This is a genomic window from Cupriavidus basilensis OR16 (genome assembly GCF_000243095.1).
GTDB lineage: Bacteria > Pseudomonadota > Gammaproteobacteria > Burkholderiales > Burkholderiaceae > Cupriavidus > Cupriavidus basilensis_D.
The window spans coordinates 39,751-56,764 of sequence record NZ_AHJE01000053.1; the positions used below are offsets into that span (position 1 = coordinate 39,751).

15 protein-coding genes are annotated in these 17,014 nt (G+C 62.2%); 3 read left to right on the forward strand and 12 right to left on the reverse strand.

Features of this window, described 5'->3' with window-relative positions:
* Positions 1-45: 45 nt before the first annotated feature.
* From OR16_RS20090 to OR16_RS20100, 3 genes are all read right to left on the reverse strand, one after another.
* On the reverse strand, positions 46-1,824 hold the full coding sequence (locus OR16_RS20090) for an FAD-dependent oxidoreductase (RefSeq protein ID WP_006159780.1): 1,779 nt from the start codon (positions 1,822-1,824) through the stop codon (positions 46-48).
* Positions 1,825-1,856: 32 nt separating this feature from the next.
* Positions 1,857-2,711 (reverse strand): fumarylacetoacetate hydrolase family protein, encoded by an 855-nt coding sequence (locus OR16_RS20095; RefSeq protein WP_006159781.1) that lies wholly within the window; start codon positions 2,709-2,711, stop codon positions 1,857-1,859.
* A gap of 198 nt (positions 2,712-2,909) precedes the next feature.
* Entirely contained in the window at positions 2,910-3,872 is a 963-nt protein-coding gene (locus OR16_RS20100; protein ID WP_006159782.1) for a VOC family protein, read from the reverse strand.
* A 516-nt stretch (positions 3,873-4,388) separates the two neighbouring features.
* Between OR16_RS20100 and OR16_RS20105 the strand changes: the two genes are divergently transcribed.
* Positions 4,389-5,027, forward strand: coding sequence for a hydrolase (locus OR16_RS20105; RefSeq protein WP_006159783.1), 639 nt, complete (start codon positions 4,389-4,391; stop codon positions 5,025-5,027).
* A 108-nt stretch (positions 5,028-5,135) separates the two neighbouring features.
* Positions 5,136-5,522: a DoxX family protein gene (locus OR16_RS20110; protein ID WP_006159784.1), complete on the forward strand. Its 387-nt coding sequence runs from the start codon at positions 5,136-5,138 to the stop codon at positions 5,520-5,522.
* A 65-nt stretch (positions 5,523-5,587) separates the two neighbouring features.
* Here OR16_RS20110 and OR16_RS20115 read toward each other — a convergent pair whose 3' ends face one another.
* The 8 genes from OR16_RS20115 to OR16_RS20150 form a co-directional block, all read right to left on the reverse strand.
* The gene (locus tag OR16_RS20115; protein WP_006159785.1) at positions 5,588-5,875 is read right to left on the reverse strand and encodes an alpha/beta fold hydrolase; all 288 of its coding nucleotides are present in this window, start codon (positions 5,873-5,875) and stop codon (positions 5,588-5,590) included.
* Positions 5,876-5,890: 15 nt separating this feature from the next.
* Positions 5,891-6,613, reverse strand: a complete 723-nt coding sequence (locus OR16_RS20120; RefSeq protein WP_006159786.1) for a DUF6081 family protein — start codon at positions 6,611-6,613, stop codon at positions 5,891-5,893.
* A 45-nt stretch (positions 6,614-6,658) separates the two neighbouring features.
* The gene (locus tag OR16_RS20125; RefSeq protein WP_006159787.1) at positions 6,659-7,522 is read right to left on the reverse strand and encodes an NmrA family NAD(P)-binding protein; all 864 of its coding nucleotides are present in this window, start codon (positions 7,520-7,522) and stop codon (positions 6,659-6,661) included.
* Positions 7,515-9,980, reverse strand: coding sequence for an efflux RND transporter permease subunit (locus OR16_RS20130; RefSeq protein WP_006159788.1), 2,466 nt, complete (start codon positions 9,978-9,980; stop codon positions 7,515-7,517). The genes OR16_RS20125 and OR16_RS20130 overlap by 8 nt, the downstream gene beginning before the upstream one ends.
* 20 nt (positions 9,981-10,000) lie before the next feature.
* Positions 10,001-11,086, reverse strand: a complete 1,086-nt coding sequence (locus OR16_RS20135) for a WD40/YVTN/BNR-like repeat-containing protein (RefSeq protein WP_006159789.1) — start codon at positions 11,084-11,086, stop codon at positions 10,001-10,003.
* 61 nt (positions 11,087-11,147) lie between these two features.
* Positions 11,148-12,524, reverse strand: coding sequence for a DUF1329 domain-containing protein (locus tag OR16_RS20140; protein ID WP_006159790.1), 1,377 nt, complete (start codon positions 12,522-12,524; stop codon positions 11,148-11,150).
* Between the two features lie 16 nt (positions 12,525-12,540).
* On the reverse strand, positions 12,541-14,202 hold the full coding sequence (locus tag OR16_RS20145) for a DUF1302 domain-containing protein (RefSeq protein WP_006159791.1): 1,662 nt from the start codon (positions 14,200-14,202) through the stop codon (positions 12,541-12,543).
* 49 nt (positions 14,203-14,251) lie between these two features.
* A complete protein-coding gene (locus tag OR16_RS20150; RefSeq protein ID WP_043420434.1) occupies positions 14,252-15,316 on the reverse strand; it encodes a homogentisate 1,2-dioxygenase in 1,065 nt (354 codons plus the stop codon).
* A 147-nt stretch (positions 15,317-15,463) separates the two neighbouring features.
* Here OR16_RS20150 and OR16_RS20155 point away from each other — a divergent pair, with 147 nt between their 5' ends.
* Entirely contained in the window at positions 15,464-16,003 is a 540-nt protein-coding gene (locus OR16_RS20155) for a MarR family winged helix-turn-helix transcriptional regulator (protein WP_081488835.1), read from the forward strand.
* 8 nt (positions 16,004-16,011) lie between these two features.
* Here OR16_RS20155 and OR16_RS20160 read toward each other — a convergent pair whose 3' ends face one another.
* Positions 16,012-17,004, reverse strand: coding sequence for an ABC transporter substrate-binding protein (locus OR16_RS20160; RefSeq protein ID WP_006159794.1), 993 nt, complete (start codon positions 17,002-17,004; stop codon positions 16,012-16,014).
* Between the last annotated feature and the right edge of the window lie 10 nt (positions 17,005-17,014).

The following is a 17,014-nucleotide window of genomic DNA, read 5'->3' on the forward strand; positions in this document are numbered from 1 at the left end:
GGCGCAACGCGCCTGCCAGCGGCCTTGGCTCACCTGCGAGGTGTGTTATGCGGCGTGGCAGCCGACTTCGGAATCCGACAAGCGGCCGAGGATGCCCCGCATTACTGCGGAGAATTCTCGTTCGGAGTTGGCGCCATGCCGTTGTTGCCGCCAGCAAACGAAACGATCCGGCCGTACCAGAATCGCGCCCGAGTCGGTGATACCGCGCAGCTTGCCCCAGGTACCGTAGACATCGTGCGCATCACAGTTCGGTCCGCCAATGCTAGCCACCTCGATCTCGATTCCAGTTTCTTTCGAAATGGCAGTGGCGATGCGGTGCCAGGCGCCACCGCCGACACCTGTCAGCAGCGTAAAGCGACCGTGTCCAACCAGGTCCAGCGTGGAGACACGCTCCTTGCGATATTCAAGCCACGCGTGAGGAATGACCCCACCTGGCGAGGTGGTCGGATGGTAGTAGAGCTCAGGATCTCGTGTAAAGGGTTCGCGCGGCAGCCCGTCCGGCACTACCGCTGCCGACTGGTAAGTCTGGCCAAGCTCCACGCCGTGGCAATTGAACTGGTAGTTCTGCAACTCGACCGCCTCTTGCAGAGTACGGCGCCGCTCCTGGCCCCGCTCCGTGCCTCCGAAGAGCTCATCGATGTTCTCCCAGCCCTCGGCTTCGCTCTGGCCTGGCTGGAATCCTAACGCCTGCGCGATCGGCAGCATATTGCGGACCGACTTCATCGCGCGGTCAACCACTTGCCTGGCGACCGGCTGGCGTTCGGCGGAATAGCTGTCGAGCAATGCGTCGTGCGCACCGCCACGAATCACATACGCAAGCTTCCAGGCCAGATTAAAGGCATCCTGGATCGAGGTATTGGTGCCAAGACCGTTGGCGGGCGGGTGTCGATGTGCGGCATCGCCGGCGATGAAGACACGACCCTTGCGCATGTCCCTGGCTGCGACATGATTGATCTGCCATTTACTAACAGCTTTTACCTTGATGGAAAGGGAGTCATCGCCGATGGTAGCCCTGGCACGCCGGATAATGGCTTGCTCACTGAGGTCTGGCTCGCCGTCGGCAGGATCGTACATGAATAGCAACACCCACTCGTTCCATGGGCGCACACAGATGTAGGTGCCGCTTCCCACCCAATAGTCATTGCCCGGCTGGGTCATCCAGTACAGCACACCGGGGCGATGCTCACAATATTTGGCCAGATCCACTTCGAGCCAGCAATTGACTGCAGCCCCGAGCCCCATCTGGCCTTCCATCTCGAATCCACATTGGGGCACCACTGTGCTAGCGGCGCCATCCGCGCCAATGACATAGCGCGCCTTGACCTGCATGGTCTCATCCGTGCTGCGGTTCCTCAGGATTGCCGTGACTGCATCGTCGTTCTGGGAGATCTGAATGAGTTCTGTATTGAACAGGAACTCTGCCCCACGCTCTCGTGCGCAGTCCAGGATGACGGGCTCAAGCAGATGCTGCGGTGCGTTGCACATCTGGGATGGGCTAGCCATCGCGTAGTCCGCCTTGCGTTGCTCCGAACTGCCCCACGTTTGTAGTCGTGCGATCTCCGTGCCCGCAAAACTGGTCGCCCAGACATTGTTGCTCATCAGCTCGTTCGGCGCGGCGAACTGCCGCACGCGGTCTTCTATGCCCAGGTCGCGAAACACCTCCATGGTACGTTGGTTGGTGATGTGAGCGCGAGGCGAATTGGCGGTGCCGTGGTACTTGGTGATTGTCAGTGTCCGGACACCGTAGGTGGCCAGCAGTGCGGTGGAAACCAGACCCGCCGGTCCGGCGCCCACGACAAGAACGGGGACTTCGATCGTCTTCAATTTTGTCTCCTCGGATTTCATGCTCAAAGGCCTTATTGCATTTGTTCGTCGATGACGGGATTCGACAACGTGCCGATGCCTTCAATCGTGACCTCGCACACGTCACCATGGCGCATCAGCAGCTTCGGATCACGCGCCCAGCCAATACCGGACGGTGTACCGGCTACGATTACGTCACCAGCCTCGAGGGTGATCGCCTCGCTGATGATGGCGATCAGCGAAGCCACGTCATACAACATGTCGGAGGTATTCGCGGACTGGACAACCTGCCCGTTCAGCCGCGTCTCCAGCTTGAGGCCAGCCGCGCCCGGCGGCAATTCATCCGCGGTCACCAGCACCGGCCCGAAGCCACCTGTTGCATCGAAATTCTTGCCAACCGTCCATTGGGGAGACTTGAACTGGTACTCTCGTACCGAACCGTCGTTGAAGATCGAGTAGCCGAACACATGAGCCAACGCGGCTTCCTTCGTAATATGCTTGCCGCCCTTTCCGATCACGACAGCCAGCTCGCCCTCGAAGTCCAGCGAATCGCTCACCAACGGTCGCACGATGGCACCGGCGTGACCCACCAAGCTGGTCGGCACGCGCAGGAACAGCGTCGGGTAGTCCGGCTGATCGTAAGGCGACTCCTTGGTATGGTCGGCATAGTTAAGTCCTACGCAAAGAATCTTGCGAGGATTGACAACAGGCGGCAGATAAGTCAGCCGACTGCCATCCGGCACCAGTGCAGCTTCGGCATACAGGTTGCGTAGTTGATCTGCGCTCAAGCCTGACTCAATCAACGCACCAATATCATTGCCTGCTGCCGCAGGCAAGGCTAACACGCCCTCGGTGGTCACAATGCCCATACGTTGCTGGCCATCCAGCAGGAACGTTGTCAATTTCATATTCAAACTCCCAAGAAGTCGAGGCCATAACGCACAGCCGAACGATATAAATAAAATACAAATGCAAATATATTTCTGAAGCCAGCCCAACCCGGTTTCCGTCAACGCGGGGCTGGAGGCCCTCTGCGACAGAAGGAACAGATTGAGCCTGGCGGCTGTCCACGGGTGCCAACTCGCCGTCATCTGCCTTGTTTCAACTCAGGCTTCCGTGTTGCGAATGAAGTAATCTGGGACGTCGGGTCCCCATTGGTACAGCGAGTCTTCGGCCGGGAAATCGCCCGCTGGCCACGACTGTCCCGCGGCGATGTAATCGATGTCCGCCGAGTACTCGCAGAACGAGCCCCAGGGGTCGAGCACATAAAAGAAATAGTTTGATCCGAGTACATGGCGTCCGGTACCCCAGCCCCGTTTGTAACCCGCGTTGGCCATCTGGCTGGCACCCTGTCCTACCTGATTGACGCTTTCGACATCCCATGCCGCGTGATGCCAGCCTTTCGCGGAACTCTTCACAAATGCAAGCAAGTGATGGTCGCTGCCGTATGGAGCGTGGGTAAAGGCGATCACATCATCGGATCTGTCCGATAGGCGCAAGCCCAGCGCATTCCGATAGAAATCCAGCGCGCGTGGCACGCTAGGCGAAAACAGCAACACGTGCGAAAGGCGTCGCGGATGGACTCTCTGCACCTGGCTCCTGACTACCGCGCCGCGTCTACCTGCCGACGCGCTCTCCATTCGGACTGTGGACTTCGCGCTCGGGGACGTTTTGGGACCGACCTTGACCTGGACCAGGTTGCCATCCACATCGATGAACCACATCCCTTCCTCGCTGCCGAACGGCACATCGGTTACAAAAGTCGCACCGCAATCCGCAAGCTGTCGCTGGATGCCGTCGAAGTCCCCTGCAAAGCAATTGAAACTCAGATAAGCCAGACGCTTCTGTTCACCCTTATAGAATCTGGCCCAGCAGTGCTGGTCACCGGCAAATACGTCGAGTGAATTTCCCTTGCGCAGCGGGATCAGTCCGAAAGCGTCGAGAAAGTGCTCAGCCACCGCCAGATCGGGAACCTCCAGCGCGTAGTGATCGATCGAATGCACCGCATGGCGCGATTCCGACGCCGCAGCGCTACCGCCCGGGCTTGATTGAACCTCGTTGATGTCCATCTCTGTCTCTCGCTGTTCTATGTGCTGTGCTGTCCGCCGCGCTCTATGTGGAGCTTCTGACTCATTGCGCGGTGGTCAACCCGGAGAATCCATCGCAGCAGGTACAAAAACTATACTAAACAGAAAAATATATAAAAACAAGTTTTGAATATTAAAAGACAAGGTACACGAAGGGCGAACTCTGGCATCGCGACAGAAAGCGGGAACGCGGGAACTGCCCGAACCAGCGAGCACATCACGATGACGCGTCCCGAGGATGTCGGGCATCCGGGAGACCATGGATCGGAGACAGAATGCTCTCAATTGCCCCGCCACATCGTTCGACCAGATAGAACAGCATGTTCGGCAGATGCCTATCACGCTCAACACGGGGGATCGCCTATCCTGCACAGGCTCATCGCGGCGTTTCGATCGATTGAAAGGCAGCAAGGTAACGCCGACAGCCCGCGGTGCGCACGCAGGCATCATCAATGCGTATTGAATAGCAGCAACTTTCTTACTGATATGGAGAGAACTATGGCCAGCGAACCCATCCGTGATCCTGCAAGCGACCATCTGCTGACCCCGCAGAATGCGGCGTTTGTCATCATCGATTACCAACCGGTGCAAGTGAACTCCATTGCGTCGATGGACCGTCAGCTTCTGATCAACAATATCGTTGGGACGTCGAAGGCGGCCATTGCATACAAGCTGCCCATCATTCACTCAACGGTGAATGTGAAGACCGGCTTGAACAAACCACCGATTCCGCAACTGCGCAAGGTCTTGGGCGACTATCCGACCTACGACCGCACGACTATCAACTCGTGGGAAGACGTCGAATTCAAAGCGGCCGTCAAGGCCACGGGCCGCAAGAAGCTCATCATGACTGCACTGTGGACCGAGGCTTGCCTGACGTTCCCCGCACTGGACGCGCTCAAGGAAGGATATGAAGTCTATGTGGTGGTGGACGCCGTCGGCGGTACCTCGGTCGCGGCACACGAAGCTGCCCTGCGCCGCATTGAGCAAGCCGGCGGCAAGATGATCAGTGTTGCGCAGTTGTTCTGCGAATTGCAGCGCGACTGGGCGCGGGAGGAATCCGTACCAGCCTTCATTGACCTGTTCGTCGAAACCGGCGGCACTGCCGGAATCCAGTTCTCCTACGATCGCAGCTGACGATAGCCGGGCTGGCGCCGCATGCCGTTGCGGGCCAGTCCGTTATTTCCCAATGCCAGGAACGCAGGTGCAGCCTTCCGGCACTGACCGGCCCCATTTGGAGTCTGTATGCTTGATTACTACTTGCTTGCTGGACGTGTATTTATCGCATTCATGTACGTGCTCAGCGGAGCCAATAAACTTCTGTTCTTCAGCCATGGCCTAGAAGAAGTCAGATCAAGAAATATTCCGTTTCCGCGTCTGATCCTGTCGAGCACAATATTGGTCCAGCTTACATGCGGCATAGCCATCATGGCTGGATGGCAAACCGGAATCGCTTCGCTGCTTCTTGCAGTATTCACGCTGGCAACTGCGTTGGTATTCTACGACTTCTGGAATCTGAAAGGCGCGCAGCGCACTGTCTCCTTAACGGGCTTTCTGGAACATATCAGCATTATTGGCGGGTTCATCATCCTGATTGCGGCGGGACCCGGAAATATCGTCGTCCGACCTTAGCAAACCCGGTCGCGCCGCCGTTTAGTTGCGAAGCGGCTGAGCGGACGCACGGGCGCCAAAGCCGGTCAGTCCGGCCGCGCCGCGGTGCTGATCGGAGCAAGCCTGGTGACCCTGTGCGAGGGGCTCCGAAGAATCTCGAAGGCCACGAACCCGCCCTGCGAAAAGGCACCCAGCGCAAACGTCGGCGGCGCCCTGCCCAGGACATCACTCGCCAGTTCGCCAACCGAGGCACGAGCTCCGAGGGGCAGCACCAGCACATTGGCGATGTTGGACAGCGCTTCAGCCTGATGCGTCCACATCCGGTGGTCGCAGAGGTGCCCGGGCAGCAGCACAAGCGGCGCCTTGTTGCTCACGCACGCGCTCGTCTCTTAGCCCTGCACCACCAAGTTTCGCCATCTGCCGGTAGCGCCTTGCCCATGGTTGGAGACACTCCCCTTGCCTGACTCAAGGGGCCTGAGCGTCAGCAGTCCCACGCCAGGCGTGACGCTCTTCACGTCGACCGGGATATCCGACACGGCATACATCCGCCGGCCATCCACCCACCATTCGCACGAGCGCGCGGCGCGATCGAAGCGGATTTCATAGTGCTGGAACTCGCCGGGGGCGCTCTGCGCCAGCAGCGGGGACTGCACCACATGGATCCAGTCTCCGCCTGCCGGCGTCACGCCCGGCAGGGCCAGGCGCTCGTAGACCACCCCTATGCGCGTGCCAGACATGATGAAGTCGAACACCATGCCGGTTTCGAAGTCGCCCAGGCTTAGTGCCACGAAGCCGTCCAGCAGGTCGTCCGGATTGCCATTGTGATTTTCGCAGGCCATATCCCAGGAAATCGTGGTGACCCCTGTTACGGACAACGGCACTGGCTGCTGCATTACTACCAGCAGCTTGGGGTTGTCGAACATCTGGACGTGGTCGTGGCTGAGCCGAAAGCGTTCGATGCTGGCCTCCAGCACGCCGCCCTCAGCCTGTATCCGCACCCCCGGATCCTGGAATACCCAGATTGCGCCGTCGCCCGCCGGCAACGCGAGCGTGCGCCAGATTTCCGGTGCCAGGCTGCCGGATGAGAAGTGATCCAGAACGGTGATTGGCATATTGCTCTCCTGATAGATGATGAATGGCACTCGGCCACAAAGACGCTACGAGAAAGCCCTGCCTTTGAAGGCTGCGATCTGAGATTGGCCCACCGGCCAACTGGCGACGGTTTCCACCACAAAATCTTCGTAGCTACGCGGCGCATGGCCGAGCAGTCGGGTCAGGCGGTCGATCTCGTTGTCTGTTGCCACCAGTCCGTCCGTTTGCCATGCCGTAAACATCATCTTGAGATCCAGTGCGAACCACTGCGGCACACCGCGCTCGAGTTGTTGCAGTTCCCACTGCTCCATGTCGTGCCCGCCATACGTCACGTCCTTGCCGAGCACCGCGGACCAGAGCGCGGCAGCTCGTTGGCCGGTGAACGGCTCCGGACCGGCGATGGTGTAGGCCTCGCCCTCGTGGCCGTCCGTGGTCAGGGCTATCGCTGCGGCTTCTGCAATGTCGTGCACATCGCAGAGCGATGTCCCCTTGTCGCCGATGGGTTGCGGATAGATGGAATGCGCTAGCAAGGCTTCTTGATACCAGAAGTCATTCTGCATGAACACGTTGGGGCGGATGAAGGTGTACGGAATACCGGATTCCCGGATCACCGATTCGATCAGCAGCTTCGAGCCGATATGCGGCACATGGCGCGGCGGCCGCGCGGTCTGGTGCACGGACAGATAGACGATGCGCTTCACGCCGGCCGCGCGCGCAAGCGCCACGGCGGTAAGCCCCTCGTGCGCTTCGCTCGGTACGCCTGCCAGCAGCAGGAAGAGCGCATCGACGTCTTCAAAGGCCGGTCGGAGATCCGCCGGCTTGAGCAGGTCACCCACCACCGCCTGCGCCTGCGGCGCAACGGCGTTGGCGCGCTCCAGGTTGCGCGTGAGGATCTTCACCTCCACGCCGTGCGCGATCAGTTCATGCACGACCCGACTGCCTGTCGTACCGGTACCACCGTTCGCCGGGGAGTTCGTGGCAATCGCCAGACGACTGTGACGCCTGCTTCTGCCCGGCGCTGGCGGCGGGTAGCAGGAAATACGCAAGGGCGGGCAGCAAAATCATGGCGCCTAGCATGTTCCACAAGAACATGAAGGCCAGCAGTATGCCCATGTCGGCCTGGAACTTGATCGGCGAGAAAAGCCATGTCGCCACCGCGATGGCCAGTGTCACGCCGGTCAGCATCACCACCTTGCCGGTAAAGCGCAACGCGCGGCGATATGCCTGCGCAAGGCTTGCTCCCGCGCGCAACTCGACCAGCACGATCGTCATGATGTAGAGGGCGTAGTCGACGCCGATCCCCACCCCCAAGGCAATCACCGGCAGCGTCGCTACCTTCACGCCAATCCCGAGCGCCACCATCAGCGCCTCTGCCAGCACCGAGGTCAGTGCGAGCGGCACCACCGCGCACACGGCAGCCCGCCAGGAGCGGAACGTCACGATGCACAGCAGGATGACTGCGCCGTAGACCCAGAACAGCATCTGCCGGCTCGCGCTCTTCACCACGATATTGGTGGCAGCTTCGATGCCGGCACTGCCGGCGGCGAGCAGGAAGCGCACGTCCGCCGTGTTGTGACGCGCCGCGAAGTCCTCGACGGTGGTAACTACCGTGCCCAGGGTGTTGGCCCGGTGGTCCTTGAGGTAAACATAGACCGAGAGTAGGTTGCACGCCTGGTTGAAGCTCTCGCGCGGAGAACGGTTGGCGGCGGTATTCAGCGTGGGCTGGTTGTGCACCAGTTCGTACCACTTCGGGCTGTTCTCGTTCATGCCCGCGACGATGCGGCGGCTCAGCAGCGCCAGTGAACTGGTGCCCTCCACGCCCGGCAGGTGCCTGAGCTGCCATTCCAGCACATCCACCTTCTTCAGCGTCGCATAGTCGCTACAGAGACCGTCGGGCGTGCGCACCATGACCACCAGCAGGTCGCTGCTGGCGGAATAGTGCGAAGTCATGAACCGGTCGTCGCGGTTGTAACGGGAGTCCGCGCGCAGCTCAGGCGCGCCTTCATCGAGATCGCCTACCTGCAGGTGCAGGCTGACCAGGAAGCCTCCCAGCCCGAGCAGACCCGCACCGAGCAGCGCCGCGAGCGCCCATTGCCTCCCGGTGAAGCGCTCCAGCCAGCGCCACAGCAGGCGGTCCTGCGCGGGCGCCTCCTGCGCGCGCAATGCCCGCGCTGCCGCATTCGCGCTCACGCCGGTGTACGAAAGTAGTACCGGCAGCAGCACCAGGTTGGTGAAGACCAGAATGGCTACCCCCAGGCTTGCCACCACGGCCAGTTCCTGGATGACCGGAATGCGGATGACCAGCAGCACCGCGAAACCGACCGCGTCGCACAGCAACGCCGACAGTCCCGCCATGAAAAGCCGCCGAAAGGTGTAACGAGCTGCCACCAGCCGGTGCACGCCGCGGCCGATGTCCTGCACGATCCCGTTCATCTTCTGCGCGCCGTGGCTCATGCCGATGGCGAAGACGAGAAACGGTACCAGCACGGAATATGGGTCCAGTGTATAGCCCAATACCGGCAACAGGCCCAGCTGCCACACTACGGCCAGCAGCGAGGTCAGCACCACCAGCAGCATGCTGCGCAGGCAGCGTGTGTACCAGAGCACGGCAGCGGCCACGATCGCCACCGCCAGCGCGAAGAAGACCATCACCTCCCGAATGCCTGCGATGAGGTCGCCAACTACCTTGGCGAAGCCCGTGACATGGATACGCAGGTCCTTCGTCTCGTACTTCTGGCGGACGGCCTCCAGAGCGTCGGAGAACTTCCCATAGTCGAGCGCCTGCCCGTCCTTCGGATCCCGTTCAAGCAGCGGCAGGAAGACGACCGATGAACGATAGTCGTTGGCCACCAGTTGGCCAACTTCGCCGGATCGCTCCACATTGCGCCGCACCGCCTCGACGCTGGATGGCGAGCCGTCGTAGTCGTCAGGGATCACCGTACCGCCTTCCAGTCCCTCCTCCGTCACGCCGAGCCAACGCGTGTTGGCAGTCCAGAGCGACTTCTGGTACGAGCGGTCAACGCCGGGGAGCAGAAACAGCTCATCGTTGATCCTGCGCAGGGTGTCGAGATAGACCGGGTCAAAGATGTTCTCGTTGCGTGTCTCCACCGAGACGCGCAACGCGTTGCCGAGCCCGCTCAGGTCCGCCTTGTGCCCAAGGTAATTCTGGATGTACGAATGCGCTGCCGGGATCATCTTTTCGAAGTCAGCGTTCAACCGCACCCGCGTCGCCTGCCAGCCAAGCAAGGCGGTGACGACCAGGCAAAAGGCAAGGATCCAGCCCCGATGGTTGAAGATGATGCGCTCGACAGGCGAGCCGGATCCCGCATCGAAATCCTCGATCCGGCCGACAACCTGCCACTCGCCCTTGATGTTGTGCTCATGCATGGCAAAAATTCCCTTATGCGTTACTGCGTCCCATCCGGTGCCTGCGCAGTCGATGTACCGCGTGCACCGACCAGTACGAGGATGGCGCCCTGCCGTACCGCGCCGGCAAAGGGCTGCGACCGATCGGTCCCGGCTCGAGTGAATGCGTCCGGCTGGCCTTGCCGGCTGATGAACAGCTCACCGGCCTGCGTCACCAGCGCCACGCGCCCGTCGCCAAGGTTGGTGCCGCCGGTAATGGACGCCGTGGTGTCGAGCGCAAGCTTCGACCAGCTTGCGCCACGGTCGGCGGAGCGATAGCTGTTGCCGCGCAGCCCGTAGGCAATCACGCTGCCATCCGGCTGTACCAGCACCCCGAAGAAGGTTCCGCTGTAGGGGGACTGCAGCGTCCCGAAGGACTCGCCCCCATCGGCTGAGTGCAGCAGCGTGCCTTTCTCGCCGGCGATATAGAGGTCGCGGCCGGCGCCCGCGACGCCGTAGAGGTGCAGCGACTTTGGGTTGGGAATCCGGTCCTGCCATGGCACCCAGTGCTTGCCGCCGTCGGTGGTGCGGAAGGCCAGGTTGTAGGCGCCGACCACCATCACCGTGTCCTCGTCGACGACATACAGGTCGAGAAATGGCTTGTCCGGGCCATCCTCGACAAGCTGCCTGGCAAGTTCGCGCCGGCGGCGCTGCTCTTCGCCTTCCGAGCTTTGGGCGGGCCCGGCTGCGGCCAGGACCAGCCGGGCCGCAGCCTGTCCGTCCAGTTGCCGCGTCCAGGTCTTGCCGCCGTCGATGGTGACCAGCACGACGCCTGCGTGACCGATGGCCCAACCCTTGAGAGGCGTGGCAAAGCGTACGGCGGTGAGTGTGACGTCGGTCGGCGTTGTCGCGTGGCGCCAGGGAGCGCGACCGTTGTCGGACAGCACGACGGTGCCGCGCTCGCCGACCGCCACCACGCCCGTGCCCGAGCTGGCAACGCCAACCAGCACCGCGTCCTGCCTGAACTCTCCGGGCGCAGGTACCGCGGGGCCAATGACTGTACCCGCCGAAGCCAGCACCGCCCAGCCGCCAAGCGCGAGCGCCCCCCACATCGTCCTGCGCCGGACGATGGTCGACCATGCATTCATTGATGTCTCCTCTGCCTTGGCCGGCGACTGCAGCCGGCCCGGTCATGGTTGCTGGCTGCTTCTATCGAACGCCCTCGCCGGCCAGGGCCTCTGGCTGGAAGTAGCTGGTCGGAATGCGATCGAGAAGCTTGTAGTGGTAGCGGAAGCTCGCGCTGCCGTAGTCCGGGATTGCCGCGGCAAGGTACCCGCCCGACAGCAGGTTGTAGATGCACCAGGAACTGGTCGCGTTGACAAACGGCCCCTCCGGCACCACGTAGGGCATCGCCACCTGGACACGCCAGAGCTGGCCCTGGGCATCCCAGCCCTCACCGAGCACGGCGGCCCAGGTGTCCTCGTCCAGGTAGAGCCGGCGCTTGGGCACCACGTGGCGCTTGCCGGGCGCTAGTTCAGCCTCCACCACCCACACCCGGTGCAGCTCCCACCGCTGCGTGTCCGGATTTGCGTGATGGGGAGACAGCAGTTGTTCCACCGTGATGCCCTTCTGGTAAAGCTTGTTGTTGTTGTAAGGAATATAAAGTTCCTTCTTGCCCACCAGCTTCCAGTTGTAGCGATCCAGTTCGCCGAGGAAGATGAACGCTTCGTCGTAGTAGCTCTGGCCGGAGTTGATGTCGTCCGGAGTGTCGTAACCCAGCGTTGGTGCCTTCCTGACGCGGCGTTGCCCAGTGAGATACTCCCAGGCCTGTCGCGGTCGGTTGACCGCGTCCACCAGCAAAAACTGCGACCCTGCCTTGAGCGCCGGCTCGGTTGTGAAAATGCGCAACTGCTGCGATTCGCCCGTGAATTTCTCCGGCGATCCGCCCTTTTCATAGTACGGATACTGGGACTTGTTGTAGCCCTTGGTGGCCATGATCAGCTTGCCTTCCGGCGTGCCGACATAGTTAACAAAGTAGCTCGAGATGGTTTCCCCGGTCCATTGCAGCTTATGGTTCCACATGGCCTCATTTCCGCTCTTGGGGATCGGGAACGGGATGCCGCCGTAGGCACCTTCCACCCACAGGCCGTTGTCCGTGGTCCTGGCGTGCGTGGCGTTGCGCAAGGTGTTGTCATAGACCCATTGGGGCGCAGCCGCCGTGCGGTGGGTCGGGTAGACATCCAGGCGAAACGACTCGGGATACTTCTGGAGCAGACCCTTCACGCCGTCGCTCAGCTTGTCCGCATACTGGGCGGCATTCTTCGCGTCGATCTTCAGGACGGGTTTCTCACCGGCGAACACGTCAGGCGGCGGGTCACCGGTCTTGTAGCCTGCGGCCACCTGCGTATAGCCGCCGGACCACGCGGGAATGCTGCCATCCCTGTTGCCTGCACGTTCCGCGCCAAACGGCGTCAGCGTGGTCTTGAGCGCGCCGGCTTCCTGCGCGCTGACCACGGCCTGAGCGGGCTGGCCTGCGGCGAGCAAGGCCGACGCCAGCAGAGGCATCACAACGATTCGATGTTTCATGAGTGGTCTCCCGATTTTAGAAGGCGCGCTGGATCGTCAGTGAGACGAAGTCGCGATCCTTGAAGGACTGTCCGTACGAATACGCCTGGCTTGCCCCATTGGGCGGCGTGATTACCGTGGCTTCTGGGCCGAAGTAGTGAGTGAAGGTCAGGCCGAACCTCCACACCTGCTCGTAAATGCCGTTCAGGCCGATGCTGAGGTCTCCACCGTGACGAACCCCGAATCCGGGATTGATCACCGAGGACTTGCCGAAGAGGCCATAGCCGATGCCGATCGGCACATTGATGTCCAGCCCGCTGAGCACCTGGAAATAGGCCGGCTGGAACACCATGCGGATGGCTGCGGCATCCCGCGTGGCGTTGGGGTCCAGCGCGTCAGGATTACGGCTCACACCCAGGCGCCGGTTCCAGGCAATCTCGCCGATGATGCTGCCGCCCTGCCAAAGCGCGGTCGGCGAGAGCAGATTGATCCAGGAGATCTGCGCGTGCGCGGTATCGCCCACCGGATATAGCGGATTCCCCGAGTTGTTGGCCGTCATGCCGGGCGGCACGAACACTGAGCCGCCGCGGGGCACGAGCGGCATGTTATGGCGATACGAGAACTCGCCGGCCACGTTGGCCGTGCCCAGCGTGGTCGAGAAGCTTGCCCCCGCGACCTTGATGTCTTCCGGAAATACCAGCTGATATTGCCCCAGTCTCCCCACAGCCAGATTCTGGCCGGCAAAGCTGGTGTACACCACCGGATCCTTGGCGTGGAAGTTGGCGGCATAGAGGCCCAGTTCCGAGTCCCGCCCATGCGGGCGGAAACGCATCTGGATACCGCCCTGGCCGGATGACTTCGCCTTCTGGTCCCCCACCCGGGAGAAGAAAACACCGGGGCCGGCCAGGATTCGTTCGCCACCGGCGTCCAGGATATCGACGCTCGAAAAATAGCTGCCTACGCCCGGCAGGCGGTTGCGCTCCCAGTCCAACTGGTAGTAGCCGCCCACCGCCAGGTTGGGCATCAGCTGCACCTGACCGGAGACTTGCGGCACCGGCCGGATGAGCTCCTTGAACTGTGTGTTCGGCACTGACAGCAGCTTCACCAGATCGACCGGCGACTGCGCGGCGGCAATGCCGTTGTTGCCGAAGAACAGGCTTTCGCCATAGAGCAGCGAGTGCTGGCCCAGCCTGAAGCTCACCGGCTTGCCACCGACGTCCAGCTTGCCGAAGGCAAAGGCATCGAGCAGTTCCACATCCCGGCCGTTGATGGTGCGGGTACCGCTCGGAAATTGGTCATGAGGCACCGAAGCCGCGTTCGCGGTAGCGGGCGAATCGTTATCATTGCGTCGGTTGTAGACGTCGTCATACCAGGCGGCGCCGCTCACTCGCACGCCATAGTTGCGGTAGGTGACGTCGAACTCCGAGAGCAGGTCTACCCGGTTGGAGATGAGTCCCCACTTGCGAAAGTTGCGGTCGCCGTCGTCGGTATTGACGTCGGCTGTCAGCTTCTGCGAGGGCGCCTTGACGCGCTGCGCGACGCTGTATTTCAGTGTGTTGTCCCAGCGTATCGTCAGGTCTTCATTCTCGGTGGCAATCTGGAAGGCGTGCGCGGCCGGCGCCGACAGGGCGGCCAGGGCCAGCACCAGGGCCTCCATGCCGGGGGGCGACCCCCGCGCGGGTAGCGTCTCGGTGTTCAAGTCAGTCTCCTCGTATGTTTTTTTGTTTTGTGCTGCGGCTCGTTGCCTGTCAGCCGTGCTGCTCGCTGGGATGCACCCCGTACAGGCTGGTCTCCAGCAGCACCGAGGCCTCCAGTGCCGCCGGCGTGAGGCGCAGCGTCGGGCGCGTTTCCAGCAACCACGCCAGATAGCCCTCCTCGACCTGCTCGCTCGGCCCCTGGTGGATCACCCCCTTTGGCACGATGCTCACCGTGCCCGGTTCGGAGACCTCGCCCCAGGCGCCCGGCCCGCGATGGTAGAAAACCACCTCGTCGAAGTCCGCGTTGACATGAATGGGCGGGCGCTGAGTGATGCGTGCACTCAGCGTGTAGAGCATCACTTGGCCATCGTCAGAGGTCAGGAACTGGAACGGTGGCCCGCCGTGCGGCAGGTAGGTGCCCACCTGCACGTTGGCGAGGTTCAGCTTCCAGACCGGCGCGCTGCCATACACGTGCGCCATTGCGGCCAGCGGGTCCTGCGGCAGGCGGTAGATGGTTGGGCCGTCTTCAGCCTTGAGCACGAGCGTGGTCTCGCCTTCTCCCGGCACCGGCGCTTCGATCCGTGGGTAGTGGACATCGCGCGCGATGTTGATCATGCCGGACGATGTCTGCGGGTTCAGCCGCAGCGGCGAAGCGCTTTCCAGGATGAAGCTCTGGGTGGGCCCGGACAGCGGCGTGATACGGTAGGCGACGGAACGTGGAATGCAGACGAAATCGCCCGCACTGGCCACCAGAACCCCGCAGTCGGTTTCGAACTTCAGTTCGCCGTGATGGACGAAATGCAGTTCATCGGCCTCCACGTTGCGAACCACGTAAGGCATCGGCAGCGACAGGCTGACCACGCTCAGGTACACGCCGCCACGCGACCGCGCCACCTGCAGCGGCAGCACCGAGGGGTCATCGCTACCCGGCGCAGCCAGCTTGCCGATCTGGAAGCGCCGTGGCACATGGAGTCCCTGCGCCGACAGGTAAGCCGGTGCATAGTGCGGCCGGACTACCATCGACGAAGCGCCGTTGAAACCGTCGCGCGTCCACAGTTCGCTGTGCCCTTCCCCCTCGCCGTTTTCCTGCGCCGGTCCGAATCGATCGTCTCTCACGCTAGTCTCCTTCTCAAACAGTTGGTTGTTGATCATCCATCACTATGGTTCGAACGCGGATGATTTCATCCGCTTGCATCTACACGGCTAGTGGTAAACTCGCCCCGCCCCATCAACCGCAATCACCCGCAGGATGCGGATATACCCATGACCGGAATACCGAAAAGCAGGAAGAACCGTCCGACGCAGCCCGAAGCCCCAGCCACGCTCGCACCTGCTGTCCGGTCTGTGTTCGACACGCTTGGCCGCAGCATTGCCTGGCATATTCGCGATCTCCACCGTCTGTTCACGAGCCATCTCCAGTCCCTGGTATCCCGCGAGGGCGCCGCCGTAGGTCATTGGTACTACCTGCGCGTGCTGGCGGAGCAGAATGGGCTCACGCAACTGGAACTGAGCCGGCGCGTCGGCCTCGCCGCAACGACTTCCGTGCCCGCGCTCGACAACATGGAGAAGCAGGGCCTGGTCAAGCGCGTGCGCGACACCGAAGATCGCCGCCGCAGCTTCGTCTTCATCACCGACAAGGGTCGCGCCCTGCTGGACGAGCTCATGCCGTCGATCACTGCCCTGCTGGAGCATGCCGTCACCGGCGTCTCCGAACGCGACCTGAAGACCTTCCAGAAGGTTTTGGTGCAGATCCAGGAAAATCTCTCCACGGCAGCCCCCGAGCTCACCGATGTAAACGATTGAAGCCCCTGTCAGACCCGGTGGACCTCGAAGGTGGAGGGATGCAGCAACTCCTCCAGCCGCACCCGGCGCGGCGACAACCCCTGCGCATGGTGATGGGCCAGGAAGGTATCCAGCGTCGCCGCATTGCGCGCGACACCGTAGCTCCAGTAGTCCTCGCCCATCAGCGCCTGCATGGCCTGCATCGTTTCCTGTGCAAACGGCAGGGTGACCGCCGACGCTGCAATCTCCGCCAGGCTCGTCATGGCCATTGCCTTGGCTCGCTCGAACGCCTTCTGCAGCGCCGCCGGCAGCCACGGATGCGCCTGCACCAGCTCGCGGCGCACGCCAAGCAAGTGCATGATCGGAAAGATGCCGGTGCGCCGGTAGTAATCGCTCGCGGCACGAATCGGGTCGGTGAAGAGCCGGCCAACCTGCGCATGCCCCTGCGTCCAGCACGATGGCGGCCGGGGCGCGATCAGCGCGTCGATCTCGCCGGTCGCCAGCATGCCGTTGAGCGTGGCGCCGTCCGCGGCGCTTTCTAGCCGGATGTCCGCAGGCAGCGCCAGGTTGATCTTCTCCAGCCGCCCGGGTTGCTCTTCTCCGCCACGCACCCACTGCAGCTCCGACGGCCGCACCCCGTGGTCCTCCTCCAGCATGGCGCGCACCCACACACAGGCGGTGAGCTGGTATTCGGGCACGCCGACGCGCCGCCCGCGCAGGTCCGCCGGATCGCGGATGCCCCGGTCCGTGCGCACGTAGATCGCCGTATGCCGGAACGCGCGCGACAGGAACACCGGCACGCCGACATAGGGGCACTCGCCGCGCGCCGTCTTGACGGTGAAGCTGCTCAGCGACAGTTCACAGACATCGAACTCTGCGTGCCGGAAGGCACGGAAGAAGATTTCCTCGGGGTCGAGCGTCAGGAAGACAGGATTGACGCCGTCGATTGGTACCTTGCCGTCCAGTAGCGGACGGGTGCGGTCATAGTCGCCCATCGCCAGGGATAGATTCAGCTTGCTCATGGTGTGCTCG